The sequence below is a fragment of the Pedobacter miscanthi genome (assembly GCF_032678605.1).
GTDB lineage: Bacteria > Bacteroidota > Bacteroidia > Sphingobacteriales > Sphingobacteriaceae > Pedobacter > Pedobacter miscanthi_A.
Map to the genome: position 1 here is coordinate 1 of NZ_JAVTSU010000007.1, position 17,209 is coordinate 17,209.

Consider the following 17,209-nt stretch of genomic DNA (forward strand, 5'->3'; position numbering starts at 1 on the left):
CCCCTGGGATGCCAGTTTAAACATCCGCGTAAATTACAGGGGCAAATATCCTTTTGGCGATCGTAACGGAAACCAGTTTATCGATCGTTACGACACCTTTGTGGATGGTTTTTTTATGCTCAATGCCGCTTTTGAAAAAAAACTGATGAAACAGCATTTAAGTATCAGGCTTACGGCCGACAATATTTTAAATTATACCGACCGTTTAATGCCTGGTCAGCCGGGGCGTGTACTGCTGGCCGGATTAACCTATCGTTTATATAAAGATTAATTATTCAATCACCATAAATTACAAAACATGTTAAGTACTAATATTAAAGAGGCTACAAAAGCCGAGCACCAGAACCTGGAGAAACAGATTGTTTTAAAACTAAAAGCCATCAGAAGCAATGCAGATTATGCCGATCTGTTAAAACATTTTTATGCTTATTTCAGCCATATTGAAGCAAGCATAAAACCATACATTACCGAATCTATCCTGCCTGATTATGCCCAACGCAGAAACTCCAGCTTTATTAAAGCTGATATTTTAGAACTGGGTGGCGATATCACCGATCTGCCATATACCACTGTACCAAAAATTGAAAATGCTGTAGAGGCATTAGGTGCCTTATATGTATTGGAGGGTTCGATTATGGGTGGAAGCATTATTGTGAAAATGCTCGAAAAAGGCGGGGTAACCAACGGCGTTTCTTTCTTTTCGGGTTACGGCGAAGCCACTGGAATGATGTGGGGCAATTTTGTAACGGTTTTAAATGCACAGGCCAAAACGGAACAGAATGAAGAACAAGCCATTGAAGCTGCAAACGAAACGTTCAAACATTTTGCTTATGTGTTTGAGAAAGTGAATGTGCAACCTGTCTAAACTTCGGTAAGGTAAAATGATCTATGCCAGTTGCTGAGGCACAAAACTGGTATAGATTAAGACTTTTTTTAAGAAATTATAGCAGCAACCTTAAGTTCATCATCTGAACTGACCCTGGATGTCCTGTCGTCTAGTTTTTGGTAAAGCCGTAAAGGGAAGCGGTTAAAAATACATGTTGACAGAAACCTTTCCCATAGACATACGGTAACAACGTAAATACATTTTTTTTGAAATGGTTTGTATATTATTACGGTAGCAGATATGGCATTCACTGATGAATTCAGTATTTGACATTCAGCAAGATTTTTATCAGTTGCTTTGATTTAGGTTATATACTGGATGTATTAATGCGTTGGTTTTTTATGGTTGTTTGAGGTATCCGGTAATAAGCGTATGGGTATGGGGGCTTACTGCCCTTTTGGTATAATTAATCAATTTATGCTGGGATGAATTAAATTTTTCTATAAAGGTAGCCTCAGTACTGCTGAACTTGAGATAGCCCTGCTCAAAGTAACGTTCTTCTATTTCGGCAGAGGAATCTGAAGAACGGAACCACAATTTAACCAGTGAAGATGATAGTTTGTCAAAATATAACCAATGTTGGGGGTTGGAAAGGTCATTTTCTGAAGAAACACCGATAAGCTTGATTTCCATAATCAAGGTTTGTGCATTTTCGAAGAGATAAACTAATTTGTATTGTGTTGGCATCGCTACAAAAATAACAATGGCCCACCTTATATTGATATATAATTATCCACATCGTCCTTCGGAAGTTCAAAAATATTCTCCCTGAGCATCAGTAGCTTATGTTTTTAGGTTTGTGGTTCCGGGCTGTGAGATTAAATTTGTTTTATGACTGTAACAGTACTGGCTATATTAGAGACAGATTTTAAGCCTGAAAAGGCACTTGCCAAGGTGATGAATGAGCGCTTGCAGAGAGCTGCCAAAGAGCTTAGGGATAACCATCTGAAATCACTTTCAGGCAGAGGCTTTTCCGCTGAAGATCTGGTTATCTATCTCAGTTATAATCCAAAATATAAAATCCGTTTCCGGATTGTAAATGATGTGCCGGCAGATATTGAATACATGGTAGCGGAATGCTGCGGCAGATTGGGTTACATTCTCTGGAAGGCCAATGCCGTAGGGGTATCCAGCGAGAATCACGGGCTTTAATTTACCCCTAGGATAATCAGAGGTTGTCATCTGATTGACCGGATGTCTTGTTTGTCGTTTGAGACAACCAAACTGATCAACAATATTTACATTTCTTTTGTGGATGGATATTAATCGCCGCTCTATCTGCCGATCTGTATTTTCGCATTTAAGATAATTTTATGACCGAACTAGACTATCACTTTAAGGATATTTACGGAAACCAGACCTTTTTACGTCTGATCCAGGATGAGTCGCTAGATTTCTGGCTGATCTGTGATGGAGAAATTACCATGGCCAGGATTTCAAGGATTTATGGCACATGGAAACAGCTGTCGGGCGAAATAATTCCAAAAGGGTTGATAGCTGGTGCGGGGACATATATTGAAAAGAACTATTATGAATCTATCCCGTTAAGGATCAAGCAGCGCTGGCCAAGACTCATTACCAAGGCAGAGAAGACTTCTGATGGAGAGGTAATAGTAGTTTGTACTGCACAGGTAAATCTTATATCATTTAAGCCTATTTTTTGCAGACATGTATCGCAGCTGTTTAAAGAAGATGTAAAAATAAATCTCAAGGTCTACAGCCATGATTTTTCACAGGATTTTACTTATAACCTTGATGTCAATGGTCTACGGGAAAAAAGAAAGCTGACAGGCATCTTATACTAGCCTGGGATTATTGACTGTTGATTGTATATTTCATTAACAATGCTTCGTTGTCACTTCTTTAACCGTAAGTCCTTGATAAAAATGCCTACAGATTTTATTTATGATTATTGGTCAATCCTGAGGTGAAATCTGGGATCGGCCAAATGAATCAGAGAATGAATGGTTCTCATTATTTCCAATCTTTTTTATCCATTTTTGGATTATCTGTTTAGGTTGGAATTTGGTCACCTGATATATTCAAAGGGAAGCATTTGGGCTGCATACTCCATCAAAAAAGGGGGTAGAACGATTAGTACCGTAATACCAATATCAATCTGAATACCAACGGAAATATTTTTCAGCGAAAAAATACTGGATGTTTTTGCTTTTGAAGATAAAATAGTCCCGTTCTGCCTGATTGATAAACTGTGGCTGAACGGGACATAGGAGAGGTCGGCGATAATTTATTGGAAAGGTGGGCGATATTTGTATTAAATGTTACCTGCACTTATTGATACAACTTTATTTGCCTGTTTCTTTTGAATATTCCTTTAAAAAAGATTAATTTTTGATGATATCAGATACGTATTTCTTGATCTGTTGTTTATATGCACTTACCTGTTCGGCATTGTTGGTTTTCTCGGCTATCCTTAAGGCTTTTACCAGATACTGCAAACCTTCAAGGTGTTCTCCGAGATTTTGTAATATCAGGTTAAAAGTACTGTTAAAGGTTGCGTTTTCAGGTGAGGAGATCAGGGTACGTGCCGACCACAGCTTTGCGGTTTTTAGTGCAGCAGTATCTCCGTATTTGCTATAATTCCTGCCGATATAGGCTGCGATATCATTCAGCTGTTCATCTGCATAACCGGCTGCTGCATACTGTCCTGCTGTGTAAATAAATTTGTCCCATATTTTTTTATCATTCTCAGCCAGGCCATTCAACCAGGTTGTTTGCAGTATAAGTTTATTCTGTAAAACGAAATCTCCCATGTAGAGGGTCGGCCGGTCGCGGTTATAATAATCATTGGTAACCCTGATCTTAAATTCTTCCGGGTCAATACTTACAAAAGTTTTTTTGCCCGGTGCCACGTAGGCGGGGATCGTTTCGGATATGTTGGGCAGGCGAAGTAAAAGCTGATGTGCGCCATGAAGTGGAATATCCATACTGAAAGTACCATCTGCGTTAACTGGCATCCGTTTTTCAACTGATTGCCGGCCATTTAATGCCCTTAATTCTATCACGGCATCAAATCCTTTTGCAGGAACAAAGTCCTTTACATATCCACTGAAATATGCGGTTCCGGAGGTGGTATCTGCCTGTATGTAATGCTGCAGTTTCCCGTTTTCTGACAACGGTTTTGTGGTTTCGCTAAGATTGCAAAGTTCCAAACTTTTAATGTCCGGGCCCAGGAAAAAGTTTCCTGTAGCCGCATCCATTTTTGCAAAAATGGTTTCTGTTTTTCCTGCATTACTCATGCTGATGGCGAAACCGTCGTTTTCTTTTTTAATATTGCCGTATTCCCAAACTTTACCTTTGTAGGCAATTCTGTTGTTGTAAATGCCGATCAGCCATTCGTTGCTACCGTCGGTTTTTAACCAGTTGCCTTGCATTTCTACTGGTAACCGGTTGTAAAAGACTGTATTGCCGATAAATATATTGCCATAGCGGATGCCGCCCTGCGCACCGAGAGTGTTCCATACCCTTATGGCGACGGAGTTTTTTTGATTGGGTTTTATCAGTTTTGCAGGGATATAGTAAGAACGGTATTTCTTCCACTGGTTCCATTTGCTTGTATCGGCATTATCATTGCCTGGCCGTTTGCTGATGTATAGTTTAAGCGGTTCGCCGTTAAAGAAAACTTCGCAATCATCATCTGCCTGTCCGAGGTTAAAAAAGTAAGTTTCCTGCTCTTTTAAGGTAACCTCTTTTCTGTACCAACCGTATCCCAGGTAGTTTAGGTCCCAATCCCAAATTGGCAATATCCTATTGTCCCAGGCTACGGTGTTTACTTTAGTTTTTGCCCATTTAAGGTTGTCACCTTTTTTAAAGCTCCAGTTGCCATTTAATTCTATTACGTTGTTTTTTTGGCCATGGCAGGCCAGGGCAAGCGTAATACACGCTATGCATACCATAATTTTTTTCATGTGATTTATCTACTTTTTAGGTGGATTTCTAAAACTCCGTTAATGCCCTGGTCACCATATTTACTCGAGGCCTCTTTGCCTGTAATGGTGACGATGCTTTCGATGAAATTGTTGATATTGGCCATTGAGGGCAGGACTCTATTGAGCACTACCTGTTGTTCGTCACTGAGTTTGGTTCCCTTCAGGAAAAATATACATTTAGGTTTATTGGCCGATGACAACATAAATTTCAGCAGTGATTCTGCATTGTTGCTGGCGGTCGGCTGGCGGTCTTTGAACAGTGAGATAACAATGGCACCACTTTTTCCTTTTTCTCCAAAGGCATCCCTGGCTTCTTTTTCCTTTAATACCGTTACAGTTTTTATATCATCAGGGTTGATGAGTTTAAAGTCTGCACAAGTGATTGGTTTACCATCAACTATGCATATCGGCGTGCCTTCTTTACCGTTAATGATTTCCTGTTGATCTGTCGCGGGAGCAGGGCTTTTGGGGGTGTCATCTGAAACGGTTAAAGGCGCCAAAGCCTTTTTCAGTAGCTGTTTTTCACTTTTAACAGGAAGTTCTTCCTTAACGGGATCAGATATATTACTAACCTGTTTTTTTATAAAACTGCCCAGTTTCTCTGTTGACATCGCCTGAATTTTTTCTGCTATGCCAGGTTTTGCAAAAGCAATTATTGAAAAAGTGCTAAGTACAACAATGCAGAGGTATTTCAATGTGGCCCATGGGGCTGAAGGCTGTCTGAGCATCATTTTGATCCGTACACCGAGTTTGCTCTGGTTAAAGGTGTTGGCGATGGAATATATTTTTTCGCCCGCAGCCTTTCTGATGAGCAGTAGCTGATATGCTTTGGCATCAACCCCCTGGCTGATCAGTGCACTGTCGACTTCGAATTCGTGAGTGTCCTTTAATTCTTGGGTCAATAACCGGACCGCCGGATTGAACCAGAATAAGATGATGGTTATTTCGGTGAGTAAAAGATCTAACGAATGGCGTCTTTCAAGATGGATGAGTTCATGTTGTATAATGATCTCAGGGTTACCGGCATACTCTTTTTCCGAAAGAACGATATACCTGCCCCAACTAAATGCAGGGTGTTCCTGGGAGGTAACGGCAATGATGTAATTACCGAAGGGGACGTGTTTTGCTCCGTTTGCCAATTTATATATACGGATAAAATTTATGCCGCTGACGATCAACTGTACCAGAAAACCTATAAAATAGATGCAGAACAGCACTGGATAAATGATGTCGGCAAGCCCGTTGGTAAGTCCCCCCGGTTGCTTTGGCTGTTTGAACAATAACTGCTCGAAATTTTGTACACGGACAGGCAATGCCGCTACACTGGGTGAAGATATGGTTAGCTGCATGGCCGGAATGATCATGGAAGCTACAATGATGCTTAACAGGATAAAACGGTTTACGCGGTGGAAGGTCTCCCTGCTGAGGAACATTTTGTAAGCTAGGTAAAATGCGATCAGGCAAAAGGAGGACTTGATGATGTGAATAAAGAATAGGCCCATAATCTTATTTTTTTTGTTTTTTTTCTACCTCTTCAATTAGTTTTTTCAGTTCTTCAATGCTGATGTTCTCCTCTTCGATCAATGCTGATACCACCCGTTTATATGAGCTGTTAAAATATTTACTTACAACGCTCTGGAGCGTACCACGGTTATATCCCTCCAAAGAAATAGCCGGATGATATTCATGGCTTGACCCAAAGGCTTTGTAACCCAGAAAACCTTTTTCCTGTAAAGAACGCGCCATGGTGGATAGGGTATTGAAATGGGGTTTTGGTTCGTTGTATAACTCTTGTAGCTGTTTAACGAACAATGGGCCGTGTTCCCAGAAATATCCCATTACTTCTTCTTCTTTCGCTGTTAATTTATTCATGGTTCAGTTTATTTTATGTAAATGTAACTATATGATCTAGTTTTGCAACTATATTTTATAGTTTTATAACTATTTTTTGTAGTTTTGTTTTTAATTAGCTGATTTCTAGGTATTTATTCTTTTTATTTTTAACTGAATGATGGATAGCCTATATAAAGGTATTCCTTGTGTAGGATGACTGTGTATATAAGTTTTAATGGCAGACTGAAAATGTCGGAAATGCCAATGTTTGCTATTCTCTTACGAAAAGATTATTTCCAATGCCAGTAAACATTTTTGGAATGACCATCTTTATAATGAATTTAGGGTCTTACCTGTCATGAAGTGGAGGCTCATTTTCTTTCGTATATATTCATTTTTTCAGATAGCTCTATAATACTTTTAATCTTTAACTTCCCAAACATCCGCAGTTTATATGTACTTACTGTTGCCATCTGCAGATTGAGCTTATCAGAAATGCCCTGCACCCCAATACCTTTTATCAGCAGTTCTGCTACCTGCAACTCCCTGTCTGAAAGCCTGATAAAAGGATCGTCGGTTTTACTGCTTATAATGCTGTCAAGCAGACTCTCTTTGACATTTCTGCTTGAATAGCGGCCACCGGCGAGAATTGTGGTTATAGCCACGACGATTTCGGATTCATCTGAGGTCTTTGTCAGATAGCCTGACGCACCTGCTTTTAGGTATGGTACAGCATAAATATTCTCGTTCAAAGATGAAAATACCAGAATTTTTGCATTTGGCTGGATCAGTTTAACTTGACCGATCGTTCCTGTGTTCTGGCCTCCCGGTAAATTTACATCGATAATGATGAGGTCGGGCTGCTTTTCAACCCCTTTTAGCATCTGCTCAAATGTCGGTGCGTGGATGATTTCAACACTGGGCCATAACTCTGAAATCAGCGACTTTAAAGCGCGCCGTATGATTTGATGGTCGTCGGCAACAAGGACGGTTAAGCTTCTTGAGGATTTTTTTGCTTTCATTGTTTATTGATTATTTTGGAAGTAGGTTTAAAATGTGACTCGTTTGGGGATTTCTGTTGTGCTTGATTTTCCGGATAGGCCTGCGAACATTAAAGATGTCTCTTGTGCCTCTTTTTGTATTGGGAAGGGGCAGAGCCGATAATTTCTTTAAAGAGCCTGGAAAAATAATATGGATCATCAAAACCCAACTGGGCACAGATTTCTTTAATACTGTACTCAGTGAAATAGAGGAACTGACAGGCTTTCTGTATTTTCAACTGGTTAAAATAATTGATCGGTGAAGCGCCGGTTTTCTGTTTGAACAGCCTGGAATAATGTGAAACCGAAATATGCTGCTGGTTGGCGAGATCCTCTACCCTGAACTTGGTTTCTATGTTTTTTTTCATATAGGAAATTGAACGGTTTACCTGATCGGTATTGAAGGCTTCGGGATTGATCTCCCGGTAATAGATAAGCGAGCAGATGAAATGCAGAAGACTGACATTCATGACCTCCAGTTCCTTGTCCTCAAAACTGTGTTCGAGAATGGAATAGTTCTGTTCAAAAACTTTTATCCTGTTCTCATCATAGGGGATACTCTGCACCTCAAGCCTCCCGTTGGGTGAAAACCGGCTAAAGATCTGGTCAGCAACCTCCCCTGTAAAGTGTAGCCAATATATACTCCATGGATTTACAGTGTCACTATAGTAGCGGTGACCGGTATTTCTGGGGATAATAAAGTAAGTGTTCGGGAAAAGCGTATAGCAGATCTCTCCCAGATAAATGTAGCCTATACCTTCCACACAGTAGATCAGTATATATTGTGAACTTCCGCTTTTTCTGGTCCGGTCATGTTGTTTTGCCTTTGGGAAGTAACCGATAGCGGTGATGAAAAGATGGCTGATTACGGGATTGGACTTGATCCTGTGCTTGATATTGGGCGGGAGTACAACCATTCGCTGGCCTACAAAGCCTTCCTTAATACCTCTTCGGCTCGCATGTGTACCATCGTCCATCAAATTATCCATGAAAATTTTAATTATGTCTAAAAAGTTAATTTACTCTGTTTTTAAACATATAAATTTTAATTACAGTTATGAAGATATGGCGGGATAGTCCATCATTTTTTGGAATTTATCCATTTTTAGAAAAAGGTTTTACCGATAAGTTTACAGAACCAAATTATAAACTAAGTTATTATGATTGTCATCCCAACCAGCCCTAAAAGGCTGATGCCAAGGTACAGGCCCGACTGTAACCGGTTTTCCGGTAGTTCCCGGATTCTTGCGCCACATGTGTATCTAAAAAATTCCACAGGCTGCAACGCCCAATTATCCTTTATCCCACATTTAATACCGGTTCAATGAAAGAAATCTACTCATCGCTTAAAGGGAGGTATTTTTGCCTGCCCTTACTATCTATGCTTTTTTTGCTTTCTGCAAATATGGCTTTTTGTCAGTCACCGGTGAAAAAAGTGATAACCGGTAAGATCACCGATACTGCCGGCCGTCCGATTCCAGGGGTAAGCATCATTAGTGAATCGCAGGCCAAAGTTGGCACCCAGACAGATATGAACGGTCGGTTTTTGCTTGAGGTGACTGTCGGCTCAGTCTTGAAGGTATCCTATGTGGGTTACACAGAACAGCGGATCACCGTAAGTGCATCGACCGAATCGGTTAATCTTAAACTCATCGAGGCCAATCTGTTGGCCGAAGAGGTGGTCATCACTGCGCTCGGACAAAAACAGCGCAGAGAATCAGTTGTAGGTTCGGTAACCACAATAAGGGTAGGGGACATGAAGATCCCCTCCAGTAACCTGACCAATTCACTCGCAGGGCAGGCATCAGGTATTATTGCCTATCAGAGTTCGGGACAGCCCGGACAGGATAATTCCAGTTTCTTTATCCGTGGGGTTACTACTTTTGGTTATAAAGTGGATCCCTTGATCCTTATCGATAACATTGAACTTACCACTAATGACCTGGCTAGGCTGCAGGTCGATGACCTGGCCAGTTTTTCCATTCTTAAGGATGCCAGCGCAACCGCGCTGTATGGTGCAAGGGGTGCCAACGGAGTAATCCTGGTGACCACTAAGCAGGGCAAGATCGGTAAGCCGACCATTAATGTCAGGCTGGAAAATTCAATTTCTGAATCTGCCCAGACCCTAAAACTTGCTGATCCGATTACCTACATGAACCTGTACAATCAGGCATCCCTTTCCAGAGATCCGCTTTTGCCAGTACCCTTCAACCAGGACAAGATCAACAATACCATAAATACTATTAATAGAGCTCCTGGATACAATCCATACGTATATCCTGCAGTGGACTGGCTTGATTTACTGCTGAAGAAACGTACGACTACCCAAAGGGCAAATATGAGTATCAGTGGCGGTACACCTTTTGCGCGCTATTATATTGCCGGATCCTATAATCTGGATCATGGAAACCTTGCAGAGGATGATGCAAACAATAATAACAGCAACGTAAAGTTCCAGAATTATCAGTTGCGCTCCAATGTTAATCTGGACCTGACCAAGACCACCGAAGTGGTATTGAGGTTTTCAGGGACTTTCAGTGAATATACTGGGCCATTGACTGCTGACAATTCGTTCAGCTCCGATGTTTACAAAATAGCAACCCATACAAGCCCCGTGCTTTTTCCCGCTTTTTTTGCCCCGGATGCCGCAAATGCCAATACCCAGCATATCCTCTTCGGTGCACCCTCTGAGATCGGGGTGGCTTACAACAATCCCTATGCTCTTTTGCTAAGGGGGAACAAAAGCTCTTCAGAATCAAGAATGCTGGCCCAGGTCGAGCTCAATCAAAAGCTGGAATTTCTGACCCCGGGACTTGCCTTTCACGGTATTTTCAGTACCAACCGGTTTTCTTATTTTGAATCCAGCCTGGCCTATAAGCCATTCTATTACAATATTGCCAATTACGACAAACGGGCAAATACCTATACCCTGACATGGCTCAACCAGACACCGGGCGATGCTATCGAATACCTTGAATATTTTAAGGGAAATCCGACCATCAGTAATCAGGTATACATGCAGGGAAATCTTGACTATAACAGGCAGTTTGGTGACCATAACGTCTCTGCAACAGCTATATTTACAAGGCAACAGACCGTTTATTCAAATGCAAACCTGCTTGTTGATGCACTTCCCCATAGAAACATGGGACTCGCCGGAAGATTGGCCTATAATTACGGTAGTAAATATTTTGCTGAATTCAATTTCGGATATAATGGTTCAGAAAGGTTTTCGGATGATCACCGGTATGGCTTCTTTCCCACTATCGGGGCAGGATGGCTGGTCTCTAACGAAAAATTCTTTAAACCGCTTTCCGGAATCTTTTCACGCTTCAAGCTGAGGGGAAGTTACGGCCTGGTAGGCAATGATGCCATCAGTGACAGACGCTTTTTCTACCTGTCTGATGTGGACCTCAATGGAGGGGCCTATGCAGCTTTCGGTACCAATGGGGGCTATAGCAAAAACGGGGTATTTATCCGTAACTACGCGGATCCGAATGTTACCTGGGAAACATCCAGACAGGCAAACGTAGCACTGGAATTTACCGTTTTAAAAAGCTTGAACATAACAGCGGAGGCTTACAATTATAACCGTTATAATATTCTTCAGAGACGTTCTTATATACCTACCACAGTGGGTCTTGAATCGGACATTTATGCCAATCTTGGAAAAGCGAACTCCAAAGGTATAGATCTTTCGGCTGACTATAAGCAGAATTTCGGTCGCAACCTGTCCATTACCGGCAGGGGTAATTTTACACTGGCGACCGACAAATATACATTTTATGAGGAGCCGACCTACGCAGAGCCCTGGAGACAGTTTACAGGCCAGCCGATACGCATCGGTTATGGCCTGGTCGCCGAGCGTCTTTTTGTCGATGATGCAGAAGCACAATCTTCTCCAACCCAGATATTCTCCACCAATGGCAAGGCTCCTAAAGGCGGGGATATCAAGTACCGGGATCTCAACGGGGACGGGCGCATAGATAACCTTGATCAGACTTTTCTTGGCTACCCGCAGGTTCCAGAGATCGTTTACGGCTACGGAATATCTGCCCGTTACAAGAATTTTGATCTTTCCGCATTTTTTCAGGGACAGGCAAGGGTATCCTTTTTTATCAATCCCAATGCGGTCAGCCCCTTTGTACAGAGCACAGAAGCATATATATATGGAAATACACAGCTTATACAGCAGTTCGCAGATAGCCATTGGTCCGAAGGAAACCAGGACCTGTATGCCCTTTATCCCCGTATGGGCATAAACCGTGCTGATATAGAGAACAATCTCCAGGCAAGTACCTGGTGGTTGAGGAGCGGTTCGTTCCTTAGGTTAAAATCAGCTGAAATCGGTTATACTCTCCCCACTGAACTGACCAGAAAACTTAGGCTGAGAAGCTGTCGGGTTTATTTTAATGGACTGAACCTAGTTACCTGGAGCTCATTTAAACTTTGGGACCCGGAACTTCTGGGCAATGGATTCAATTACCCTATACAGCGTGTCTTCAATGTTGGACTGAACATCAATCTATAAACCAAAAGATAAAGATCATGAAACTACAATATAAACAGATCGGCCTGGCAGTTTTGACATTAGTCTGCTCTGCTTCCTGCAAAAAATACCTGGATGTTACACCCAACAATGTGGGTACCCTTGACTATGCGTTCAGAAACAGGAACGAGGCAGAAAACTACCTTTTTACCTGCTATAATTCATTACAGTTGCTTAATGACCTTTCCAGGAGCCCGGCTTTTACAAGCTCTTCGGAAATCATTTATCCCCTTGATCTCCAGAGTCATCCTTTCGATGAGACAGGGTTTAACCTGATCACAGGAACACAGAGCAGCGGGAATCCCGGACTGAACTTCTGGGATGGTACCAATAACGGCGTCGGAATGTTCAAGGCCATAAGAAAATGCAATACGATGTTGGAGAATATCGATAAACCTATCGATCTCTCTGCAACTGAAAAGGCCAGGTGGATAGCTGAGACAAAATTCCTTAAAGCTTACTTTAATTATTACCTGTTGAGATTGTACGGACCTATTCCCATTGTAGATGTAAACCTCCCCGTGGAGGCCAGTCCCGATGAAGTAAGGGTGAGACGCTCCTCTGTTGATGAGGTAAGCGCCTATATTGTTAGGCTTCTTGACGAAGCCATACCGGACCTTCCAAGGTCTATTGAAAACCAGGCCCGTGAACTAGGAAGGGTGACCCAGCCGGCAGCACTGGCGATAAAGGCAGAACTACTGATGACCATGGCCAGTCCGCTCTTTAACGGAAATCCGGATTATGCAAATTTTAGGGACAAAAACGGTGTGCAGCTTTTTCCTGCCGCTTACGATGCCAGTAAATGGCAAAAGGCAGCGGTAGCCTGTAAGGCTGCAATCGATGCCTGTGAGTCTGCTGGATTAAGATTGAATGATAATTTTGTTCCCGCACCGAATGTATCCAACCTTCCGGATTCGCTCAAAAGAGTGCTTACCACGCAAAATGCACTTACCCAGACTTGGGATACCAATCCTGAACTGATCTGGTCGCTGAGCAATATATGGCATGGACAGGAATATGTGATCCCAAGAATGACACAGCGCGCCAATCAGAACGATTCACAGAACCCGGCCTACTTTGCCGTTCCCATCAACACCACTGAACTTTTTTACAGCAACAAAGGTGTGCCGATCAATGAGGACATCAACTGGGATTTTGCCAATCGCAATCAACTGCGTACCGGAGATGCTGCAAACCATTGGTATATCGCCCAGGGATATCAGACCGTGAAGGCCAATTTTGACAGGGAACCGAGATATTATGCAGATTTGGGCTTTGATGGCGGGATCTGGTTCGGTAACGGGGTGCTCGATGCAAAGTTGTCAAGAGGTGTAGAGGCAAGGGGTGTTTTTTCACTTGCAGGACCAAAAACCAATCAAAAACGTAACCTTACCGGCTATTGGCCAAAAAAACTGGCCAATTACCTGACTGTTTTCGATGACGGCTTCCAGTGGGTGGATTTTTCCATGCCGATAATGCGCATGGGCGGGCTTTATCTGCTATATGCTGAGGCACTCAATGAAGTGAACGGGCCAAATGCAGAAGGAATAGCGCTGATCGATAAGATCAGGGCACGCGCAGGTCTGGATGGGGTAGTTGATTCATGGAGGCTGAACTCCAGAAATCCATCCAAACCTTCAACCAAAGAAGGACTCAGAAGTATCATACACCAGGAAAGAAGGATAGAACTATGTTTTGAGGCACAGAGCGGATGGGACCTGAGGCGGTGGAAAGAACTCCAGGAAGTGCTGAGCGTACCGCTCAAGGGATGGAGCATATACGAGGATCAGGCAGTCAATTATTACAGGGCCAGAAATATCCTCACTCCGGTATTCAATACCAGGGATTATCTTTTTCCTATATCAAGCACATCGCTGGTAGTCAATAACAATTTAGTTCAAAACCCTTTTTGGTAGTTATAAATCAATCCATATGAATTATTTAGAAGATATTAAACGGTGCCGCGCCGTTCGCCCGTTTCAGCTCCTGATCTGGATACTGGTCATTTCAGCATCCTGCCTGCTTTCCTGCAAAAAAAGCGACGGGGACAGGGAACCGCTGTCATCCGATACCGCGAAACCCGGACCGGTCAGCAACGTAACGGTTAAAAATTTTAATGGAGGCGCAGTGATCAGCTATGCCCTTCCAAGTACAAACAACTTACTGTATGTGATGGCGGAGTATAAAATCAACAATACTGTTGTAAGGCAGACTAAATCGAGCTTTTTTCTCGACACTATTCGTGTTGAGGGTTTCCAGAGAAGTCAGGACTACACCGTAACACTTCATGCAGTCAGCAGGGCAGAGGTCAAGTCAGACCCTGTTGTTGTTACCGTACATCCGGACATTCCTTATTTTCAGCTGATCAGAAATTCACTCCGGATCACCCCGGATTTTGGGGGCATCAACATTAAGGCAGATAATCCGGCAAGACGTTCGGTCGGTCTCAATATGATTGCCATTGAACCGGCAAATAACAGACTGGAAATCCAAAACCAGACTTTTCTCAATAGTGCCAGTATCGATTATTCAATCAGGGGCTATGAAGCGGTAGAGAAAAAATTCGGTGTTGCCGTTACCGATCAGTTCGGGAATGTCTCTGATACCCTGTTTGTCGATCTTACCCCGCTTCATGAGGAACTGTTGGATAAAAGCAGGTTCTCGGTGTATCGCCAGTTTACAGATGCTACCATCGGTTATGGATGGGAAGTTCCCTTTTTGTGGGACGGACTGACTACCGAAGCCGGGGGCACCAAGGGATGGCATACCACCGTTGGTCCGCTTCCAAAAGCGATGCAGGTAACATTTGCGGTGGGTAAATTATATAAGCTTAGCCATTTTATGCTATGGGCGAGGCCCAGTGCTTCATATGGGTATGGAAATCCGCGGGATTTTACGGTTTGGGGATCCTCAAAAGATAATCCGCAGGATGCGGTAACACCAGGGGGAAGTGCTGTGGGGACAGTTTCAGGTGACTGGGTAGTGCTTGGGGATTATCATTTCCCTAACCCACCGTCGGGACTTTTGCCCGGCAATACCAACGCAGCTGATGCACAGTTTATCAATAACGGCGTAGACTTCAATGTTCCGTTCAACAGCCCGTCAACAAAATACATCCGCTTTGTCATCAAGGATACCTGGGGAGGAACGGATTATGCACACATGATGGAATTATCTTTTTATGGTATTGCACAATAAATATTTAAAGAAATGAATGCTAAATTGAAAAATATATTGTCACTATGGCTACTGACGGCCATTTTTGGGGCAGGATGTTCTGATAAGGACCAGAAATATAAAGAGCTTTTGGGAGATGGCGAAATTGTGTATCCGGGCGTGATAGCCAAGCCTGATTTCCGCGCCGGGAACTTAAGGACCCAGCTGGTATGGAACCCCAGCCCGGATCCGAATATCCAGCGTTATGTCATCTATTGGAACAATAACCTCGATTCACTCGTTGTACCTGCTACCAGGCTCGCCAGTACCGATACTGTCAAAGTGATCGTGCCTAATTTAAGGGAGGGTACTTATTCTTTTACCGTTTATTCCCATGACAAGAACGGACATGTGTCCATACCCATAAACATCAATGGTGTCCGTGTTTTCGGACCGATATACCAGAGCGGGATTTTTAACCGTGGATACAATGCAGATACCCCATATGTGGTTAACCTTGCAAACGGTTCGGTCCAACTGAAATTCAACAGGCCCGATTCAATCAACCTGGGGACCACCATTTCCTATACCGAAAACACGGGCGCAGTAAAATCTGTTGTGCTCAGCCCTGATAGTAACCAGATCACATTGAAGGATTTTGGTTTTGGGACTTCTATTACCTATCAATCATCCTATATCCCACTTAGGGGGGGGATAGACATCTTTACCGTGTCGGCCCCAAGTACTTATCCGGAAGTGAGAAGGATAGGTGACGTTACCTCTTTCTATATCAAGAATCCAGGTGCGCCGTTTTTAAGAAGTGATAACGGTACCGGAAAATGGGGACTTCCCAAAGACTGGCAGTATAATGCCAATGCGGTCAACCAGAATAATGATACAGGCGGGGGATGGTCAACTGATGGGGGTGGGGTAATCCATCTTGAATCAAAAAACTGGGGAGATGCCGGACTGGACAATGCAAAGGTGTATCAGTCGGTTACCTTGCCGCCAGGATCTTATGCATTTGACTGTCTTACACAAGGTTATGGTGGAACATTTAATGTTAATATCGTAGTGGCCCAGGGAACCGTAATGCCCGATATCACCAACCTGGGTGGCGTGCTAGCAAGGTTTCAGGGGAATAACGGGAATTTGGGTGGCACCCATACCCTCAACTTTACACTGACACAGAGTACGACTGTTGTGCTGGGCTGGGTGGCCAGTTCCGATGTATTCACCTACATCCAGTTCAAAAGCGTTAAGCTCCGTAGCTTATAATGATTGACTGAAATACCAATAAATATGGCTTTAAACGTTATTCGATTTATCCTTATTATTTTAACGTTTCTAAGTCTGTCCATTTCCTGAACTACAGGAACCAGCTCCCGGAGTCTCCATATAGGAAACACCGGGATCCTGGTTTGGATGGTTGGACCGAGATGCCGGTAGGGTGGACTATATAACCAGGGTTGTTCAAAGCCATTTTTGGAGGTCCGCGTGTGTCCTTAGTTTAACAGTGGCTTTGGAAAAGCACCCGTTTTGGCAACAGATATAAAGGGCTGGCAAAGTCTGTCCTGGCCATATTTTTTGACCGTCACAAACCTATATACACCCCAAAAATGTGATGGGATTTTCCGGGGTTTTGTGGTGTCAATCGCAAAGGGGATATATAAATGAACATGAATATGGGATGCTTTGAAGGTCTGCGCAGAAGAGGAAAGGGCATGAAGATGAAAAAATAAGCATATCAGTCTACCCCTCTGTCAACCGTGCCAGTCAAGGCCATATCTAATGC

13 protein-coding genes and 1 pseudogene are annotated in these 17,209 nt (G+C 42.9%); 8 read left to right on the top strand and 6 right to left on the bottom strand.

The window, feature by feature from the left end:
• Positions 1-271 (top strand): annotated as a pseudogene (locus tag R2R28_RS11785) (TonB-dependent receptor); the annotation flags it as partial.
• Between the two features lie 27 nt (positions 272-298).
• Complete coding sequence (locus R2R28_RS11790; protein WP_316825885.1) at positions 299-865, top strand: biliverdin-producing heme oxygenase; 567 nt, start codon at positions 299-301, stop codon at positions 863-865.
• A gap of 360 nt (positions 866-1,225) precedes the next feature.
• Here R2R28_RS11790 and R2R28_RS11795 read toward each other — a convergent pair whose 3' ends face one another.
• Positions 1,226-1,573 carry a hypothetical protein gene (locus R2R28_RS11795; protein WP_316825886.1) on the bottom strand — a complete coding sequence of 116 codons (348 nt, stop codon included), beginning with the start codon at positions 1,571-1,573 and terminating at the stop codon, positions 1,226-1,228.
• A 144-nt stretch (positions 1,574-1,717) separates the two neighbouring features.
• On the opposite strand from R2R28_RS11795, the gene R2R28_RS11800 reads away from it, so the two are divergent.
• Together R2R28_RS11800 and R2R28_RS11805 are read left to right on the top strand one after the other, a co-directional pair.
• Entirely contained in the window at positions 1,718-2,038 is a 321-nt protein-coding gene (locus tag R2R28_RS11800) for a hypothetical protein (RefSeq protein ID WP_316825887.1), read from the top strand.
• A gap of 161 nt (positions 2,039-2,199) precedes the next feature.
• Positions 2,200-2,691 carry a hypothetical protein gene (locus R2R28_RS11805; protein ID WP_316825888.1) on the top strand — a complete coding sequence of 164 codons (492 nt, stop codon included), beginning with the start codon at positions 2,200-2,202 and terminating at the stop codon, positions 2,689-2,691.
• A gap of 540 nt (positions 2,692-3,231) precedes the next feature.
• On the opposite strand, the gene R2R28_RS11810 is transcribed toward R2R28_RS11805, so the two are convergent.
• The 5 genes from R2R28_RS11810 to R2R28_RS11830 all read right to left on the bottom strand — a co-directional run bounded on the left by R2R28_RS11810 (position 3,232) and on the right by R2R28_RS11830 (position 8,698).
• The gene (locus tag R2R28_RS11810; protein WP_316825889.1) at positions 3,232-4,815 is read right to left on the bottom strand and encodes a hypothetical protein; all 1,584 of its coding nucleotides are present in this window, start codon (positions 4,813-4,815) and stop codon (positions 3,232-3,234) included.
• A gap of 5 nt (positions 4,816-4,820) precedes the next feature.
• The gene (locus R2R28_RS11815; RefSeq protein ID WP_316825890.1) at positions 4,821-6,338 is read right to left on the bottom strand and encodes a M56 family metallopeptidase; all 1,518 of its coding nucleotides are present in this window, start codon (positions 6,336-6,338) and stop codon (positions 4,821-4,823) included.
• A 4-nt stretch (positions 6,339-6,342) separates the two neighbouring features.
• The gene (locus tag R2R28_RS11820; protein WP_316825891.1) at positions 6,343-6,708 is read right to left on the bottom strand and encodes a BlaI/MecI/CopY family transcriptional regulator; all 366 of its coding nucleotides are present in this window, start codon (positions 6,706-6,708) and stop codon (positions 6,343-6,345) included.
• Positions 6,709-7,040: 332 nt separating this feature from the next.
• The gene (locus R2R28_RS11825) at positions 7,041-7,691 is read right to left on the bottom strand and encodes a response regulator transcription factor (RefSeq protein WP_316825892.1); all 651 of its coding nucleotides are present in this window, start codon (positions 7,689-7,691) and stop codon (positions 7,041-7,043) included.
• 89 nt (positions 7,692-7,780) lie between these two features.
• Entirely contained in the window at positions 7,781-8,698 is a 918-nt protein-coding gene (locus tag R2R28_RS11830; RefSeq protein WP_316825893.1) for an AraC family transcriptional regulator, read from the bottom strand.
• 335 nt (positions 8,699-9,033) lie between these two features.
• Between R2R28_RS11830 and R2R28_RS11835 the strand changes: the two genes are divergently transcribed.
• The 4 genes from R2R28_RS11835 to R2R28_RS11850 are packed head-to-tail and all read left to right on the top strand — an operon-like array spanning position 9,034 to position 16,692.
• The gene (locus R2R28_RS11835; RefSeq protein ID WP_316825894.1) at positions 9,034-12,240 is read left to right on the top strand and encodes a TonB-dependent receptor; all 3,207 of its coding nucleotides are present in this window, start codon (positions 9,034-9,036) and stop codon (positions 12,238-12,240) included.
• Between the two features lie 17 nt (positions 12,241-12,257).
• Positions 12,258-14,174, top strand: coding sequence for a RagB/SusD family nutrient uptake outer membrane protein (locus tag R2R28_RS11840; protein WP_316825895.1), 1,917 nt, complete (start codon positions 12,258-12,260; stop codon positions 14,172-14,174).
• 16 nt (positions 14,175-14,190) lie between these two features.
• Complete coding sequence (locus R2R28_RS11845) at positions 14,191-15,456, top strand: DUF4959 domain-containing protein (protein WP_316825896.1); 1,266 nt, start codon at positions 14,191-14,193, stop codon at positions 15,454-15,456.
• Between the two features lie 12 nt (positions 15,457-15,468).
• Entirely contained in the window at positions 15,469-16,692 is a 1,224-nt protein-coding gene (locus R2R28_RS11850; RefSeq protein WP_316825897.1) for a DUF4998 domain-containing protein, read from the top strand.
• The last annotated feature ends 517 nt before the right edge of the window (positions 16,693-17,209 follow it).